This is a genomic window from Pseudomonas paraeruginosa (genome assembly GCF_003025345.2).
In the GTDB taxonomy this organism is placed as follows: domain Bacteria; phylum Pseudomonadota; class Gammaproteobacteria; order Pseudomonadales; family Pseudomonadaceae; genus Pseudomonas; species Pseudomonas paraeruginosa.
The window spans coordinates 3,999,531-4,016,502 of the sequence record NZ_CP020560.1; the positions used below are offsets into that span (position 1 = coordinate 3,999,531).

The following is a 16,972-nucleotide window of genomic DNA, read 5'->3' on the forward strand; positions in this document are numbered from 1 at the left end:
AGGCACTTTTCGTACAGGGCCTAGGGCGCCACGCGGCGCAGCACCAGCTGCCCGCCGTCGCCCTTCTGCACCCGGTAGTCACCCTCGCCCTGGCGACCGAGCAGCATCAGGGTCAGGCCGTCACGCTCGAGCAGGGCGATGCCGGCCGGCGTCGGCCGCCAGGCGCTCGGCTCGCTGGGCAGCCAGCGCTTCAGGCAGGCGGTGTCGCCGCCCAGGGCATAGCCGCTGGCCTCCGCCACTTCGCTGGCGCGCAGCTCCAGCTGGCAGATGGCGGGCGCCTCGTCCTGCTGCAGGGTCCAGCGTCCGGCGAGATCGGTGGCGCTGGGAAGAATCAGACTGCTGGCCATACTGATACCTGTGCTGAAAAAACCGGTGAGCAAGCAAACCATCCTGGAGAGCTTCGCGCTTGCCGACATCGAGAGTTCTCCTTCAAGAAGCGCGGCGCACGCCGGCGACCATCGTCGCCAAGAACGTCGCTCCAAGCCAGCCGTCGCGAACCTCCGTTCGTCCGCCGGTTTTCCGGCCCGTCGCGCTGGCGCGCCACAGTTCACAACGTCGCCCGCGGCGAAGACACCTATCCATTCGAACAGTGCCCCACCGTCGTGCGTCCCTCTTCGCCAGGGAACGCGGTTCGTACCGCCGCACCGAACCACGTCCGCTTCAGCCCGTCAGACGACGATGTCGGCCTGGGTCGCCTGGCCGATCAGGTTGATCGCGAAGTCGGCATGGGCGTCGCCGCTGAAGTCGATCGCCAGGCTGCCAGCCTTGCTCGCCGCGTCGTAGGACAGAATCGCCTGGCCGGCCTGGCCGGCGAAGGCGTCGACGTACTGCAGCACCAGGTCACCGTTGACGAAGGCGTCCAGCCCGGACAGGTCGATCTTGTCCTGGCCGCTGACGAAGTCGCGCAGGGTGTCCGGCGCCGCCGCCGAGGACTCGTCGATCGCGCCGTAGACGAAGGTGTCGGCACCCGAGCCGCCCCACAGCTGGTCGGCGCCCAGGCCGCCATAGAGGATGTCGTTGCCGGCGCCGCCCTTGAGCACGTTGGCCACCTGGTTGCCGACCAGCAGGTCGCTGCCCGAACCACCGATGGCGTTCTCCACGGTGGCCCCGGCGGCGATAGAGACGTTGCCTTTCAAGCCGCCGACGTCGGACAGCGCCTTCTCGTTGAGGTTGATCTTCTGGTTCTGGCTGAAGCCGGAGAAGTCCAGGGTATCGTTGCCACCGGCGTCCCACACCGAGAACACCAGCTTGGAAGTGGAGGAAGTGGCGCTGTAGAAGTCGCGCTCGGTGTTGGAATTGAAACCGTACACCGTATCGCCGGTGCGGGTGGTCAGGTTGGCCCCGTAGAGTTGCTGGATCGCCGCGATGTCGTCCAGCAGCGGCGCCGAGGAATAGGCACCCTTGAAGTCCTGGCCGGTGTTCTGCTCTTCCCAGTAGCTCATCACCGAATAGGCGCGGGTGTCCTCGGCGTAGGTGGCGTCGGCGTAGGTCGGGTCGCCCTCGCCGGCGTTGTAGTCGCCGGGGTGGCTGAGACCCAGGGTATGGCCGATCTCGTGGGTCAGCGTCTGGCGCCCGTAGTTGCCATTGGCCGGGTTGACGTTGGCGCTGTAGCTGCTGTTGATCAGGTACCAGGACTGGCCCTTGAGCGCATCCTGAACATCCGGCAGGAAAGCGAACGCCGCGCCGCCGACGCTGCTGCTGAAGTTACCGAAGACGAGGTCGCCCTGCTCGCCCTGGCCGGCGTCGACGAAGTTGATCTTGGCGACGTCCGACCAGGATTGCAGCGACAACTTGGTCTGGGCCTGCTGCTGCGCGGAAAAGGCGCTGAACTTGCCCAGCGAATAGATATCGCTGACATACTTCCAGGGTGAATTGAAGAAGTCGTTCGGCTTGGTCAGGAACGAATAGGACAGGGTCAGCACCGAGTCGCCCGGCGCTTTCTGCCATGCCGCGTTTTCGCGGAGGATCTGGTCCGCCGCCTGGTCGACGGTATAGGACGGATGACCGTTGACCAGTTCGTCGCCCCCCGCGCATAGGCATGCAGGAAGGTGTCTACCTGGGTATACGCATCGCTACGACCTTTCAATGCAAGAGAATTGCTGGACATTGTCATATCCCTTTAAGTGTAAAGGAAATAACTCGGATACAATTATCGGATGGATAATTGCAGTTATCGGCCCGATCAGGCCGGAATTAAAACTGACACATCTTATTTTCCAATGTCCACAGCTTTTACGAAAAAAATTAAGTCGCACTTAAAGTAGATGAACAGGCCTATTCCGCACATATAGAAATCATGCAGAACGGATGGGAATCTTCAACTTCAACATATAACCATGACGCTTCCCTATAAAACCTCCCTTATGTGAAGGAACAACTTCAAGCGTACTGTTCGACAGTCCTGAACATCGACGTCCTCTCTTCCTGGAAATACCCTGCGTACCTCAATTGAGCGGGCTCCGCTGCGCATCCGCCCGCGACAGGGCATGCAGCGGCGCCGGACAATCCCGCGTCGCGCAGTCGCGAGCGGGCGGCGCCTGGCCGGCGACGAAGTTCGCCGCCACCTGCTCCAGGTCCTGTTCGCTGAGCACCCCGGCGTAGAAGCGCAGGCGCGCCCAGGCGGTCAGGTAGTCATACTTGGCCCTGGACAGCTCGTTCATCGCGCTGTACAGCGCCTGCTCGGCGTTCAGCAGGTCGAGGTTGACCCGCACTCCGGCGGCGATGCTCTTGCGCGTGGCCATCACCAGCGTCCGCGCCGAATCCACGGTCATCTCGTAGGCGCGGATCTTCGCCGCGCTGCTGCTGCTCTGGTTGTACATCTTGCGCACCTGGTTGAGGGTCTCGCGGACCTTGTCGTCCAGGTCGTAGTGGCTCTTCTCCATGCGGTGCGTGGCCTGGCGCGTCGCCGCCAGGCTCTCGCCGCCGGAGTACAGCGGGATGCTCAGCTGGATGCCGACGCTGTCGGTCTCGTAGCGCTGGTTGTAGGTGTTCTCCGAACCGGACTTGGACTTGCCGGTGCTGGCGTACAGGCCCAGGCGCGGCAGGAAGTCGGCGCGGTTCTGCTCGACCTCGTGGCGGGCCACGTCCACCGCGTGGCGCAGCGAGGCCAGTTCGGCATTCTCGGCCAGCGCCAGGTCACGCCAGGCGGTGTAGCTGGCGGGACTCAGCGGTCGCACCTGGAAGCGTTCGCCGAGCGGCGCCAGGTCGGCAATCTCCAGCGGCACCCCGACCAGCCGCTCCAGCTCGCGCAGGGCGGCATCCTGGCTGTCGCGCGCCTCGATCTCCTGCGCCTGGGCCAGGTTGAAGCGGGCCTGGGTCTCCAGGGTGTCGGTGCGCGTGCCGTTGCCGCGCTCGAACTGGCGCTGGTTGAGCTGGAACTGCTCGCGGTAGGAACGCTTCTGCGCCCGCGCCAGGTCGATCTGGTCCTGGGCCAGCAGCGCGCCGGTATAGGCTTCCAGGACCCGGACCAGCAGTTCCTGGCTCTGGCTGCGGAAGCGCTCGTCGGACAGCAGCGCCTGGGCCACGCCCTTGCGGTAGCGGCTGAAGGCCTCGTAGTCGAACAGCGGCTGCTGCAGGCTGAGGGTGGAGACGTAGCTGTCGTAGTCGCGCTCCTCCTTGAAATCGCCGCGGGTGGTGGCCTGGGTCACGTCGGACCAGCTGCGCCCGCGGTTGTAGCTGTACACCAGGCGCGGCAGCAGGGCCGCGCGGCCGAGCGCGCGGTACTGCTTGCCGGCCTCGTGCTCCTGGATCGCGCCCTGGAACTGCGGGTCGTTCTCCAGCGCCAGGTGGTAGCCGTCCAGCAGCCCGAGGGCGAAGGCGTCCTCGCGCAGCAACAACAGGAAGGCCCCCAACAGCCAGGGAATCAGGCGGCGCATGGGCATCGGTCAGTTCTCCGCCAGCGCCACGTGGGCGCGGTCCAGCAGGGGCTTGAACAGGTAGTTGAGCAGCGAGCGCTCGCCGGTGCGGACGAACACCTGCACCGCCATCCCCGGGCGGATCTGCAGGCCCTGCAGCTTGCCCATCCCGGCCGCGTCGACCTGCGCGCGCAACGCGTAGTAGGGCTGCTTGTTCTGCTCGTCGAGCAGGCGGTCGGCGCTGACCATGGTCACCTCGCCGGTGACCCGCGGGGTCTTGCTCTGGTTGAAGGCGGTGAACAGCATCTCCACCGGCAGCCCGCTGTGGATCCGGTCGACCAGGTTCACCGCGAGCTGGCCCTCCACTTCCAGGCTGTCGCTGTTGGGCACGATGTACATCAGCAGTTCGCCGGGGCCGATCACCCCGCCCTCGGTGAATACCTTGAGGCCGGCGACGTAGCCGCCGACCGGCGCGCGGATCTCGGCGTGCTGCAATTCATAGCGCGCCGAGGACAGTTCCTCCCAGAGGGTCCGCGCGTTGACCTGGGTTTCCGCCAGTTGCCCGCTGACCTCCTTGCGGTATTCCTCCTGGCGCTGGCCGATGCGCATCTGCGCCTCGGCGATGCTCTGGCGGATCTGCCCGAAGCGGCCGCTGCTCTCCGACAACCGGGCGTTCACCTCGGCCAGTTGGCGTTCCTGTTCGAGCAACTGGTTGCGCGGCATGTAGCCTTCCTCGGCGAGATCGCGCGCGCCGCTCAACTGGCTGTTCAGCAGGCGTTGCTGCAGGCGCTGGTTCTGCTCGGTCTGGCGCAGACCCTCGAGTTGCGCGCGCAGGCCCTCGATGTTCGCGCGCAGCGCGGAGAGTTCGTTGCCCAGCGCGGTCTGGCGGCTGCGCAACAACTGCCGTTGCAGCTCAAGGCGCTCGCCGAGGCTCGCCACCGGCGCCTGACCGGCCAGCCCCGTGGGCATCTCCAGGGTATGCAGGCCGTCGTATTCGGCCTGCAGGCGCGCCTGGTTGAGCCGGGCGTTGACGTACTGGTTGACCAGCGAGTCGACGTTGGCCTGGGCCTGGGTCGGCTCCAGGCGGATCAGCGGCTCGCCCGCCTCGACGTGCTGGCCGTCGCGCACCAGGATGTGCTTGACCACCCCGCCGACCGGGTGCTGTACCGACTTGCGCTGGCCGGAAATGATCACCGTGGCCGGCACCGCCACGCCCTGATCGAGCGGCGCGAAGGCCGCCCACAGCAGCGCGCCGCCGAAGCCGAACAGCACCAGCAGCCAGCCCATGCGCGCATAGGCATTCTCGTCGCGTTTCGCCATGCGGGTCATTCCACTCCTCCCTGGCGCGGCGCGGCCACCACCTGCGGCGTGCCATAGCCGCCCACCCGGTAGTCCGCGCGCTGCTGCGGCGCCGGCGCGGCGCGCTGGCTGTTCAAGGCACCGAGCACCTGGTCGCGCTCGCCGTACAGGTGCAACTGCCCGGCGTTCAGCGCCAGCAGGCGGTCGGCGCAGCTCAGCACGCCGGCCCGGTGGGTGATCAGCAGCACCGTGCAGCCGCGCGCCTTGAGCGCCTGGATCGCTGCCAGCAGCGCCTGTTCGCCGCTGTCGTCGAGGTTCGAGTTGGGTTCGTCGAGCACCACCAGGTTCGGCGCGCCGTACAGCGCGCGGGCCAGGGCGATGCGCTGGCGCTGGCCACCGGACAGCCCGGCACCGCCGACGCCGAGCGCGGTGTCGTAGCCTTGCGGCAGGCGCAGTACCAGCTCGTGGACGCCAGCCAGGCGCGCCGCCTCGACCACCTTCTCCGGGTCCGCCGCGCCGAAGCGGGCGATGTTCTCCGCCACCGTGCCGGCGAACAGCTCGATATCCTGCGGCAGGTAGCCGATGCGCGGACCGAGGGTCTCGCGCCGGTACTGGCGGATCTCGGCGCCGTCCAGGCGCACGCTGCCGTGCAGGGTCGGCCAGATGCCCAACAGGACCCGCGCCAGGCTCGACTTGCCGGAGCCGGACGGGCCGATCACGCCGACCACCGCGCCGGCCGGAATCGCCAGGGTCAGCCCGCGCAGGGTGCGCGCTTCGCTGCCGGGCGGCGCCACGTCCACCGACTCCAGCAGCAACTGGCCGCGCGGTTCGGGCAGCTCCATGCGCGCCTCGCGGGCGGGAAACTCGCCGAGCAGGCCGTCCAGCCGACGGTAGGCGTCGCGCGCCGAACCCCATTGCTTCCACACGCCGATCAACTGGTCGATCGGCCCCAGCGCACGGCCCATCAGGATCGAGCCGGCGATCATCATCCCCGGGGTGATCCGCCCCTCCACCGCCAGCCAGGCGCCGAGGCCGAGCACCAGCGATTGCAGGGCGATGCGCAGGTACTTGCTCAGCGCGTTGATCCGCGCCGCGCGCTCGCTGGCCAGGCTCTGCTGGTCGAGGAACGCCTGGTGCAATTGCTCCCAGCGCCCGCGCAGGCTGCCGAGCATGCCCATCGCCTCGATCACCTCGGCGTTGCGCAGGGTATTGCTGGCCACCTGCCCGGACTTGATCGACAGCTCGCCGGCCCTGGCCAGCGGCGCGCGGGTGGCGCGCTCGTTGAACCAGGCCAGGGCCATCAGCGCCAGCGCGCCGACCAGCGAGAGCAGGCCGAGCCATGGGTCGAAGAGGAAGATCACCAGCAGGTAGACCGGGAACCAGGGCGCGTCGAAGAAGGCGAACAGCGCCTGCCCGGTGATGAACTGGCGCAGGGTGGTCAGGTCGTGCAGCGCCTGGCTGGCCTCCTGGCCGCCACCGCGCAGGTTGCGTTCGAAGGCGGCGGCGTAGACCCGACCGTGCAACTGGCCGTCGAAACGCTCGCTGACCCGCACCAGGACGAAGCTGCGCAGCGCCTCCAGCACGCCCATGAAGACGAACACGCCGAGCGCCATCAGCGTCAGCATCAACAGGGTGACTTCGTTGGCCGAGGACAACACGCGGTCGTACACCTGCAACATATACAGAGACGGCACCAGCATCAGCAGGTTGATCACCCCGGAGAATGCCGCCACGCTGCGCACCGCGCCGCGGCTGGCGGCGAGGGCCTGTTTGATTTCGTTGGTAACGCTGGAACCGAGCCTTGCCATCGAGCGCGCTCACTTCTGCCACGACTGCCGCTGGAATCCCGAATGAGCCCGGATGGCACCTCCCTGTGCCGGGCGTTCCCTCGCCGTCAGGCAGCCAGGGCCTGGTGCTCCGGCGCCGGGTCGGCGCCGATCAGCTGAATCGCCGGGGCCGCCGGCTCGACAGCCTGGCCGAGCAGCGCCGCGAACACCCTGCCGGCGCCGTCCAGGGCGCTGTGCGCAGTGTCCCCGGCGATGCCGGCGACGATCGACAGGTCGTTGTCGAGGTCGTGCACCAGCTCGATCTGCCCCTTCGGCCCGACCCCGGCCAGGTCGGCGCCGGCAATCGTTTGCGCATACAACTTGCTGTCGAAGTGCAGGTCCAGCGTCGGCAGCGAGATGCCGATGTCCTTGACCACCGGCACATAGCCGAGGATGCCGCCGACGATGGGCAGGTCCTTGAGGGTCACCTCGTTCCAGCTCAGCAGCTTGACTTCGTTGTAGCTGCCCAGCTCCAGGGTACCGCCGACGTTGGCCACGCCCAGGTTGTAGCTGGGGCCGGCGATGCCGTAGAACTTGGCGCTGAAGCCCTCCTTGTCGACCGCGCCGACCACGCCGAGGCCGCCGAGGTTGAGCGGCGCCAGCATCGGCACCAGCGGCGCGGTGATCGGGTTCAGCGCCAGGGCGGCGGTGACCAGCGGAGTCAGCGGCGTCTCGCCGCCGAAGGTCAGGCCCTGTTCGGTGAAGGAGACGTTGATCGGCAGCGGCCCGAGGATCCCGCGGCTGTCCGGGATCGCGCCCTGCTCGTGGTTGCCGCCGAGCAACGAGCCGATCACGTTGACCCCGAGCAGGCCGTCGCTGTTGCCGAAGCTCAGCGAGCCCCCCTGGTAGGCGGCGGCGTAGAGGTCGTTGGCGGCCCTCGCGCTGTCGCTGCCGAATTCCCAGGCATGGCCGACGGTGGCCGCCACGCCCTGGCCCAGGTCGCCGACCAGCTTCAGGTAGTCCGCCGGCTCGACACGCCCGTGCAGCAGGTCATCGGCGATCGCCAGCGAATTGCCGACCAGCCCGCTCGCCGTGCCGACCGCGGAGCCCAGCGTATCCAGCGCGTCGCCGGCGATCTCGCCGGCCGTACCGAGCACCGACCCGACCGCTCCACCCACCGCCTGCTCCACGGTGACGACAGCGTCATGCACCGCGTCCACCGCTTCCTGCGCCTGCTGTCCCACCGCGTCCACGGTGGAGCCCACCAGCGTCCCGGCCACGTCCGCTAGCGCCGTGACGGCAGTGGCGGCCACCTGCGTAGCGCGCTCGTAGACCTGGCCGAACAGGTTCGCGGCTGCATCGAATAGTCCCATCTTCTGTTCCTCGATTAGTTGTCTCGGTTATCGCGTATCCGGCGCAGGCCGCTGTCACGGAATGAACCGGTCACGCGGTGAAGCGCAGTCAGTGAGTTCCGAAAACGGAACGCGGGTACCTGAAGTAACATCAGGCCTGGCGACAACTTGTTGTTATTGGAAGACGGAGTCCAGAGGGCGAGCCCATTTATCCCGAGCAGCCCGGAACAGAGCGCTCTCTACCACCATTTCGCCTGTTAAGTAGGACTAACATGGGAACGACGAATTTGTACCACCACTTAATTAAGTTCAATACTTTGGTTGGGCATACCGACCTGTCAGTTTTAACAGGTATTTTTCCAACTCCATGATTTTCAAGCGGATTCCTGACGGTTTCTATCAATAACGAATGACCGACGGTCGGCCCGGCACGAACTTTGACGCGGCCGGGAATGTTGTAGCGGATATAACCTTGTTCGGCCCGCTGCATACTCCGGGCGATACCTGCGCACAACTATCGGGCCATACCGGTAAAACGTGCACCATGAACAGGCATCCACGGTTTTTCGTAATCCGGCTGACATAAACTTATTACGTGAAGTGCGTCACATATTATTGAGCCGAACATTCCAGCCATGGTGTTTCTCCCCCGCGAACGATAAGACCACAGCCGCGCAATATCCGCCTCGGGATATCGGGAAGTTGTATGCGTCATTCCAGCACGAGAAGTGCCTGCCGACGGTTTCCGCCGTCGTGCCCTCGGCACTTCGTCCGACGCGCCAGCGACCGCACCGGTGGCGGAACAGGAAGCGGTTCATCCCCAGGCATGTGGCGAACACCACGGGGCCCCGTTGCTGCCGCCAGCGCCGATACCGACCATCGACTACCCGGTCTGCTACCAGGCTCTCTGCCAGGTCAGGTAGAAGCGTTCCGAATGCTCGGTGATGATCCCCGCCGGTCCGCGCGAGGCGACCTGGCGATGGATTCCGTCCGGCGTGCCGGTCGTACGGAAGCGGTCGTGCAGCCAGGCCAGGCTCAGTCCTCGCAGCGGCCCGTCGAAGCTGTACTGGAAGACATTCTGGAATTCCTTGCGGGAGAAACCGTCGTAGCCGTAGGCACGGTTCGAGAAGGCGTAGTAGGAGGACATCTTCAGGCCGGGCAGGCCGAACTTGCCGAGGTCGAGGCTCGAACTGGCCTTGTACATGTCTTCGTCGCGCAGGCCAAAGAAGAAATAGAGCTTGCCACTGCTGTTCCAGGTGCCGTGGTCCTGGGCGAAGAACAACCGGTCGAAGTCATCGCCGCGTACCTGGTTCCAACTCAGGGCCACCGAGTGCCCATCGATGTTGTAGCGTAGCGTCATGTCCAGATAGCGCGCATCGTGGCTGTTCTCGGCCTGGTACAGCCGGGGCACGCCTGTGTACTCGAAGAGTTCACCGGCATCCTGCTGCCGCCCGTGGGTCAGGCTGGCGACCAGCGATTGCGAGGCACCGAGGTCAACGCGCTGTTCGGCCTGGATGAAGGCGCTGCGCAGGTAGTCTTGTGCCTCGGCATATTCGCCCGCCAACCGGGTTCCGAGCGGCAAGCGATAACTGGCCGAGTAGATCTGCAGATTGTCGATCTGTTGTCCACGGAAGTTTTCCAGTCTTTCGCCCCAGCCGGTTTCATTGCGGGGGCTGAAGGCATGCACGCGACTGTAGCGCAGCTCGGCCGCATCGGTTGCGTAGCCCAGGTCCCAGCCCATGGTCGCCGCGGGCAGAATCCGGGTGGCGTCGTCGGTGTAGATGAGGTAGCGGCGGGATTTCTTGCCGTACCCGCCGCTCCAGGTTCGCGCGTCGTCTCGCCATTGCAGGCGCAGGTAGGCCTCCAGTGGCTTGTTGATGCTATGTGCATCGCGTGGGGAGCGCCCGGCGGACAGGTTGGTGACGCTGCTGGCGTCGTCGCCGATACGCAGTCCATCGGCCAACGCATGGGTGTAGTCGAAGCCCAGCACGTCGCGGAACCATCCAGAGCTGAACCCCAGTTGCAGGGCCTGCACCCATTCGTCGCGATTGGGGCCGACCGCGCCACCGTCGTTTTCCTTCCAGTAATACTGACTGTATTTCAACGTAGTCTTGCCGTCGTCGATCAGCGAGCCTGCCTGCGCGCCGGATACGCACAGCAGGCCGGCCACCCCGAGCCGGAGCAGAGAGAAGGCATTCATCGAGTCACCTGTTGTTGGTGTGATGGCGGGCTGACGCGTGTGACCTGGATCAGCCCGGCAAGGCGTGCTGGATTTCCCCTGGAGGCTCGCTTTCGCGCAGGCAAGCGGTGGCGATGAGACTCAGCAGTGTGGCGAACAGCACGTACCAGGCAGGTGCCACCGGGGTGCCAGCGGCATGCACCAGCCAGGTGACGATGAAGGGGCCGAAACCGCCGAACAGCATGACCGCGATGTTGTAGGCCACCGAGATCCCCGTCGAACGCACCCGGGTGGGGAACTGCTCGGCCAGGGCGGTGGGGGCGGGCCCGAAGCAGACCCCGAGGTTGGCGCACAGCAGCAGTTGCATGAGCAGCAGCCGGCTCAGGCTGGGGGCCGCCGTGAGCCAAGCGAACAGCGGGTAGGTCAGCAGGAAGAACGCCAGCGTCGAGCCGAACAGCAGCGGGCGTCGACCGATCCGGTCAGACAATGCGCCAGCCAGGGGGATGATGAGCGTCATCACCAGCACTGCCAGCATCTGGATCAGGAATACTTGTTCCAATGGCAGGCCAAGCTCCTTGCTGGCGAAGGTCGGCATGTGTACCAGGATCACGTAGAACGAGGCTGTACCGAAGATGGTCATGCCCATGCTGACCAACACCGCGCGGCGGTGTCTGCCGATGACTTTCAGCAGCGGTTCCCGCACAGCCCGCGGATCCTGGCGGGTGGCGCGGAATTCGTCGGTCTCCTGCAGGTGCCGACGCATCCACAGGCCCAGCGGACCGATCAACAGGCCCAGAATGAAAGGGAGTCGCCAACCCCAGCTGTCGAGCGCCTCCGGCGCGAACAGGTGGGTGACCAGTGCGCCCATTCCCGCACCGGCGAACACCGCCAGGCACTGGCCGAACAGTTGCCAGGCGCCATAGAGGCCGCGCTTGCCCGCTGGCGCGGATTCGACCAGGAAAGCCGTAGCGCTGGCGTATTCCCCGCCCGTGGCGAATCCCTGGAGCATGCGTGCGGCCACGATCAGCATTGGCGCCGCGAGGCCGATTGCCGCGTAGTCCGGTGCGAAGGCAATCAGGGCGATAGCCAGCGTCATCAGGCGGATGATCAGTTGCATCGCCGCCTTGCGGCCCTGTCGGTCGGCATACATGCCCAACAGGATGCCGCCGACCGGGCGCATGAAGAACCCCACGCCGAAGGTGGCCAAGGCCATCAGCAAGGAGGCGTATTCGTCCCCGGCGGGGAAGAACAGCCGGGCAATGATGCCGGAAAGAAAGCCGTAGACGATGAAGTCATACCATTCGAGTGCGTTGCCGACTACCGCGGCCAGGATCTGGCGTGGCTTCGGCGCACTGTGAGCGGAGGCGTTCATGGACGAACTCCAGGACGGCAAAGACCGTCATGCGGATGAGGAGGAAATAACGGATGGAACGGCTCAGGAGCGGCAGTTGAGCGCCCCGATGCTTCGGGATACGGGGACTGGAGAGATAGGTCGCATTCGGACACCTCGCATGGCGGCTGTTCCCGCTCTTTTTGGACTGTGGCCGTCGAGTGATACGGCCGTGCACCAGCTAACGGCATCGCCGGCAACGACACAACGGCTCGCGGTTCCGCAGGGTGGAATCGTTTGGCGGTTCGCTGCATTTTTCCACCGCCCGGCCGATGCCAGCCGGGTCACAGCGGAGTCGAGCGAGGGCGTGCTCCGGCACCGGTACGCTGGCGATCAGCGGGTTTTACCGCGACGTCGGCTGACCGAACGCGGAGAAGCCAGCTTCCGCTGGCGGGAACGGTTCATCCCTACCTCCGTGGAGAACACGGCAGATGCCCACGAACAAACCGTCCTGTTCCGGTTCTTCCTCAGTACGAGGGGAACACCCGTTCCGTATCCCACTGTTTTCAAAAAAAGAAAAACAGCGGCCCAAATGCCACCGAGCCAAGCCGCCCTCGGCAATGAAAGCCACGCCACACCGCGGTCCGATCCAGTGCAACCCTGGCGACCAGCCGAAGCCTGTCCCGCGTCGGAGCAACGCAGTCCCCCAAGCGGATTGAACGCAAGCGCAGCCGTGGCCCTCCTATGGTCAAGGGTTCCGCCCCTGCCCTTTTCATCCAGCAACGGACACGACGCCGACGACATGACCCAGCCTTTCCTGATCGAACCAGCCCCGAACAGCGACCGCCAAGCCCCGCGCTTCCTGGCTCACGGAGGCGCGGTCGGCGAGTTGCTGGGCAGGCTCGACGCGGCCGCCTCGCCCCTGGGTCCGCCGGACGGCTGGCCGGCGAGCCTGCGGGCGGCGCTGGCCATGCTGTTGCCGGCGAAGGCGCAGATCGTGCTGTTCTGGGGCGCAGAATTCATCGCGCTGTACAACGACGCCTATGCGCCGAGCATCGGCGACAAGCATCCGCGCGCCCTCGGCCGGCCGGCGATCGAGAGCTGGCGTGAGCTGTGGGACGACCTCGAACCGCTGCTGCGCGGGGTGTACGAGACCGGCGAGACCTACGCGGCGCGGGACCGGGCCTTCTACATCGAGCGCCACGGGGGTGGCGAGACGGTGTATTTCGATGTGTCCTACTCGGCGGTGCGCGAAGCCGACGGCTCGGTCGGCGGCGTGCTGTGTATCGTCACCGAGACCACCGAGCGGGTCCGCGCCGAAGCCGGGATGCGCGAGCTCAACGAAAGCCTGGAGGAGCGCGTCGCAAGCATGCTCGCCCAGCGCGAGAGCGCCCTGGCGCAGCTCCACGAAGCGCGCAAGATGGAGATGGTCGGCCAGCTCACCGGCGGCATCGCCCATGACTTCAACAACCTGCTGACGCCGATCATGGCCTCGCTGGAACTGATTCGCCGCCGGCTCGACGACGATCGCTCCGGGGAACTCATCGACGGCGCCCTGCAGGCCGCCGAGCGCGCGCGCAACCTGGTCGGGCGGCTGCTCACCTTCGCCCGCCGGCAGACCCTCAAGCCACAGGCCACCGCCCTGCACGAACTGGTCGAGGGCATGCGCGACCTCATCGAGCGTTCGCTCGGCCCGTCCATCGCGGTGCGCATCGAGGTATCCGCGAGTCTCCCGGCGGTGGTGGTCGACCCGCAGCAGCTCGAACTGGCCATCCTCAACCTCGCGGTCAATGCGCGCGACGCCCTGGGCGAAGGCGGCCGCCTGGAAATCGGCGCGCGGACGGACCAGGTGGTCGGGGGCACGGTCGATGGCCTGGCCGCCGGCCGCTATGTGCGCCTGGACGTCGCCGACAACGGCGCCGGCATGCCCGGCGAGGTGCTGGCGCGCTGCATGGAACCGTTCTTCTCGACCAAGGACGTGGGCAAGGGTACCGGGCTCGGCCTGTCGATGGTGCAAGGCCTGGCGGCCCAGTCCGGCGGCGGGCTGGGCATCGCCTCGGAGATCGGCAAGGGTACCCGGGTGAGTATCTGGCTGCCGATCACCACGGAGCGCGCGCAGGACGCTGTCGAAACCGCTGCGGACGCCCCGCAGGCCTCGCGGCCGACCCGGGTCCTGCTGGTCGACGACGACAGGATGGTGCGCTACACCACGGCCCTGCTGCTCGGCGACCTCGGCTACCAGGTCAGCGAGGCGGCCTCGGCGGCGGAGGCCCTGGAGCAGGTCGACAACGGCCTGGCGCCGGATATCCTGGTCACCGACCACCTGATGGCCGACCAGACCGGCGCCCAGCTGGCCCACGAACTGCGCCGGCGCTTCGCGCAACTACCGGTGCTGATCGTCACCGGCTACGCCAACCTCACTCCCGAGCAACTCGACGGCTTCGAGGTGCTGACCAAGCCGTTCCGCCACAACCAGCTCGCCGAGCGCCTGCTCCGCTTGCTGGAGGCCTCCGGCTGAGTCCGGGGCATCGCCTCAACGCACCCGTTCGCGACTGCGCACCGCCAGGTCGAGGGCCTTCTGCATGTCCAGCCGCGCGGAACGACCGACGTCGCGGTGGTCCAGCCGGTAGCCGCGCTCCGAAGGCAGGATCGGCGCGGTGAGGTCTTCGGCGTCGGCCGGCTCGAAGTCGTGGTCGCCACCGATGGTCATGGCGCTGCGCCGCAGCAGCATGCGGATCTCCTCGGGCCGCAGGCGCGGGTTGAGGGAAAGCATGGCCGCGACCGTCCCGGCGACCATCGGCGTGGCATAGGACGTGCCGCAATGCACCGCCCCGCGCGCGCCATCCTCCAGGGTCGAGGCGTGGGTGCAGGCGGCGGCGGTGACGTCTACCCGCATGTCGACATTCGAGGTGCTGCGCTTCACCGCGTAGGCCGGGTCGTCGACCGCCAGGCCCGGGCGCTCGCCACGCTGGTGACCGCCGACCACCAGCAATTGCTCGGTGATGAAGGAGGATGGCAGGCGGTATTCATCGGCGCCGGAAAACGACGAGCCGTTGCCGGCGGAATTGACCACCAGCACATCCGGGTGCTCCTGGCGCAGCCAGAGGAAGAACTCCTCCAGCAACTCCTCGTAGCCGCTCATGGCGATACCCGAGCGCACCAGCGAATCCACTTCGTCGCCCTCCACGTTGCGGGCGCCCACGCGATGGATGCCCCAGCTCCAGTTGAGCACCCGCACGCCGTCCTCCACCAGGTTCACCGAAGCGGCGATGCTGGCCGTGATGCCAGCGTCCGAATTGCGCTCGACGATCACTTCGAAGCCCTGGCTGGCGCGGTCCAGCCCACGCAGGAAGCCACTGTTGCCGCCCTGCTCCCAACGCGCGGCGAGGATGCCGGCGACCGTCGAGCCGTGGTTGTCGGGGCGCTCGGCGTCACGCGCGTAGAGGCAGGTGCGCGGCGCGCCCGTCTTGCAGGCGCCGAGGTAGTCGGCGAAGTCGGAGGCATCGAAGTCGACATCGCGCTCGATCACCCCGATGCGCACCGGGCGGACTTCCAGCGGCACCTGGCGCGCGCGGACACGACGCTGGTAGTAGTTCACCGCATCCATGAAGCGGTTCGCCGCCCACTCGTCGGAGTCGCTGTCCGGCTTGTCCGCCGGGCGCCTCGCCGCCTCGGCCCCCTCGCCCTTTTCCGGCGCGGACTCCTCCACCACCACGGCGTCCACGCTGGTTTCGCTGCCGATGCGCAGGACCAGGGCGTCGCGCTGGACCAGGTCGCGCGCCGGCAGGCGCAACTGGTAGAGGTTCAGCGGCGGGATGGCGCCGACCACCCGCGCGCCGTACTTGTCCGCCAGGCGTTCGGCCTCGCGGCGACCGTCGCGGTCTTCCTCGATCAGCAGGCTGACCAGGTCGACGTAGGTGGTCAGGCCATCCATGTTCTTCGCCACCTCGTCGGGGCCTGCGGCGAGCACATGGCTGCCGTTCAGGGTCAGCCACACCGGATTGCTGGCGCGGCCGCCCTCCTCCAGCCAGAGCGGGCCGCTGGCGTGTCCCTGGCGCTCCAGGCGCAGCCGCAGGCCGGCGCCCTCGCGGCGCAGGGCGCTCGCCGGCAGCTCGCGGCCGTCCAGCAGCAGGCGCGGCAGGCCGGCGCCCAGGCCGCGTACCCGCAGGCACCAGTCCTGGTACTCGCTGGCCAGGAGGTCGCCGCAGCGTTCCAGACGCTCCAGGCGCAAGGGTGTTTCGGCGGCGCCGGCAGGGCCGGCGAGAGACGCGAGGAGGACGGCGAAAACGGCGCGATGCAGCGGCATGGGCTCGGCTTCCGTAGCGGGGGACTGTTGTTCCGACCACCTGGCGAAACGCTTCGTTCAGCTGGAAGCGAGCGGGCCTTGGCCAGCCCGCGGGCGCTGGATGGCGTGCCATGGTGGCGCCGTGGCGGTCGAGCGGCGCGTCGCGGGGATTCTTCGCCCGGCGCACGGAGCGTCCCGCTCTCGATCGGGGCCACGGACGCCATGTCACAAGCCTGCCTGAGCGAAGCGCTCCGGGACCACGCCCGCGCCAGGCCCTCCCGGGCAGCCGGGGCTATCGCCGAAACGCGGCGCACGCGCTACCCTGGCTCCCCCGACGCGGCGGCGCCTGCCGCGCCGGCCGTCCCGATCCACTGGAGTGAAACGACCATGGTCTCTTACGCGGAACTGTTCGACATCGGAGAAGACTTCAGCGCCTTCGTCGGCCGTGGCCTGGCCGCGGAACAGGGCGCGGTCGCGCGGATCCGCCAGAAACTGGAAGCCGACGCCCTGTCGGACGCCAGCCGCGAGCGCCTGCGGCGCATCGACAAGCGCTACCGCCTGCTGGCCGCCGGCGAGATGTGGTGCCCGGACTGCCAGATCAACCTCGCCGCGCTGGACTTCATGCAGCGCCTGCAACCGAATCTCGAACTGGCGATCATCTCCAGGGGCCGCGCCGAGGACGCCCTGCGCGAGCGCCTTGGCCTGGAGCGGGTATCGATTCCGCTGGTGCTGGTACTGGACGAGGAGTTCCACCCGCTCGGCCGCTTCGTCGAGCGACCGCAGGCGGTGCTCGCCGGCGGCCCCGAGGCGCTGCCGGCGTACAAGGCCGGCGACTACCTGGACAGCACCGTCGACGAGATCCTGGCGATCATCGAGAACCCCGCCGCGGGCGACTGACGCGGCCTTC

At 67.2% G+C, this 16,972-nt stretch carries 10 protein-coding genes and 1 pseudogene; 2 read left to right on the plus strand and 9 right to left on the minus strand.

The window, feature by feature from the left end; genetic code table 11:
• Positions 1 to 20: 20 nt before the first annotated feature.
• From B7D75_RS18915 to B7D75_RS18950, 8 genes and pseudogenes are all read right to left on the minus strand, one after another.
• Positions 21 to 416, minus strand: coding sequence for a protease inhibitor Inh/omp19 family protein (locus B7D75_RS18915; RefSeq protein WP_003150970.1), 396 nt, complete (start codon positions 414 to 416; stop codon positions 21 to 23).
• 252 nt (positions 417 to 668) lie between these two features.
• Positions 669 to 2,107, minus strand: a pseudogene (gene aprA / locus B7D75_RS18920) (serralysin family metalloprotease AprA).
• Positions 2,108 to 2,444: 337 nt separating this feature from the next.
• Positions 2,445 to 3,881: a TolC family outer membrane protein gene (locus B7D75_RS18925; RefSeq protein WP_053814268.1), complete on the minus strand. Its 1,437-nt coding sequence runs from the start codon at positions 3,879 to 3,881 to the stop codon at positions 2,445 to 2,447.
• A gap of 3 nt (positions 3,882 to 3,884) precedes the next feature.
• Positions 3,885 to 5,183 (minus strand): HlyD family type I secretion periplasmic adaptor subunit, encoded by a 1,299-nt coding sequence (locus B7D75_RS18930; RefSeq protein WP_053814269.1) that lies wholly within the window; start codon positions 5,181 to 5,183, stop codon positions 3,885 to 3,887.
• The gene (gene aprD, locus B7D75_RS18935; RefSeq protein ID WP_053817504.1) at positions 5,180 to 6,961 is read right to left on the minus strand and encodes an alkaline protease secretion ATP-binding protein AprD; all 1,782 of its coding nucleotides are present in this window, start codon (positions 6,959 to 6,961) and stop codon (positions 5,180 to 5,182) included. Before aprD ends, B7D75_RS18930 begins: the two co-directional genes overlap by 4 nt.
• A gap of 86 nt (positions 6,962 to 7,047) precedes the next feature.
• The gene (locus B7D75_RS18940; protein WP_033998848.1) at positions 7,048 to 8,292 is read right to left on the minus strand and encodes a hypothetical protein; all 1,245 of its coding nucleotides are present in this window, start codon (positions 8,290 to 8,292) and stop codon (positions 7,048 to 7,050) included.
• A gap of 874 nt (positions 8,293 to 9,166) precedes the next feature.
• Positions 9,167 to 10,471 carry an OprD family outer membrane porin gene (locus B7D75_RS18945; protein ID WP_034080026.1) on the minus strand — a complete coding sequence of 435 codons (1,305 nt, stop codon included), beginning with the start codon at positions 10,469 to 10,471 and terminating at the stop codon, positions 9,167 to 9,169.
• 49 nt (positions 10,472 to 10,520) lie between these two features.
• Complete coding sequence (locus tag B7D75_RS18950; protein ID WP_058136158.1) at positions 10,521 to 11,822, minus strand: MFS transporter; 1,302 nt, start codon at positions 11,820 to 11,822, stop codon at positions 10,521 to 10,523.
• 760 nt (positions 11,823 to 12,582) lie between these two features.
• Between B7D75_RS18950 and B7D75_RS18955 the strand changes: the two genes are divergently transcribed.
• The gene (locus B7D75_RS18955; protein WP_107114327.1) at positions 12,583 to 14,298 is read left to right on the plus strand and encodes an ATP-binding protein; all 1,716 of its coding nucleotides are present in this window, start codon (positions 12,583 to 12,585) and stop codon (positions 14,296 to 14,298) included.
• A 15-nt stretch (positions 14,299 to 14,313) separates the two neighbouring features.
• Here B7D75_RS18955 and B7D75_RS18960 read toward each other — a convergent pair whose 3' ends face one another.
• Positions 14,314 to 16,086 (minus strand): S8/S53 family peptidase, encoded by a 1,773-nt coding sequence (locus B7D75_RS18960; RefSeq protein ID WP_043101948.1) that lies wholly within the window; start codon positions 16,084 to 16,086, stop codon positions 14,314 to 14,316.
• Between the two features lie 366 nt (positions 16,087 to 16,452).
• On the opposite strand from B7D75_RS18960, the gene B7D75_RS18965 reads away from it, so the two are divergent.
• Positions 16,453 to 16,962, plus strand: coding sequence for a thioredoxin family protein (locus B7D75_RS18965; RefSeq protein ID WP_033998838.1), 510 nt, complete (start codon positions 16,453 to 16,455; stop codon positions 16,960 to 16,962).
• Positions 16,963 to 16,972 lie beyond the last annotated feature (10 nt).

Bases quoted from the DNA above. Each gene is read 5' to 3' on its own strand.
- B7D75_RS18925 (WP_053814268.1), bottom strand. From the start codon at position 3,881: ATGCCCATGCGCCGCCTGATTCCCTGGCTGTTGGGGGCCTTCCTGTTG.
- B7D75_RS18965 (WP_033998838.1), top strand. From the start codon at position 16,453: ATGGTCTCTTACGCGGAACTGTTCGACATCGGAGAAGACTTCAGCGCC.
- B7D75_RS18915 (WP_003150970.1), bottom strand. From the start codon at position 416: ATGTCGGCAAGCGCGAAGCTCTCCAGGATGGTTTGCTTGCTCACCGGT.
- B7D75_RS18960 (WP_043101948.1), bottom strand. From the start codon at position 16,086: ATGCCGCTGCATCGCGCCGTTTTCGCCGTCCTCCTCGCGTCTCTCGCC.
- B7D75_RS18940 (WP_033998848.1), bottom strand. From the start codon at position 8,292: ATGGGACTATTCGATGCAGCCGCGAACCTGTTCGGCCAGGTCTACGAG.
- B7D75_RS18950 (WP_058136158.1), bottom strand. From the start codon at position 11,822: ATGAACGCCTCCGCTCACAGTGCGCCGAAGCCACGCCAGATCCTGGCC.
- aprD (WP_053817504.1), bottom strand. From the start codon at position 6,961: ATGGCAAGGCTCGGTTCCAGCGTTACCAACGAAATCAAACAGGCCCTC.
- B7D75_RS18955 (WP_107114327.1), top strand. From the start codon at position 12,583: ATGACCCAGCCTTTCCTGATCGAACCAGCCCCGAACAGCGACCGCCAA.
- B7D75_RS18930 (WP_053814269.1), bottom strand. From the start codon at position 5,183: ATGACCCGCATGGCGAAACGCGACGAGAATGCCTATGCGCGCATGGGC.
- B7D75_RS18945 (WP_034080026.1), bottom strand. From the start codon at position 10,471: ATGAATGCCTTCTCTCTGCTCCGGCTCGGGGTGGCCGGCCTGCTGTGC.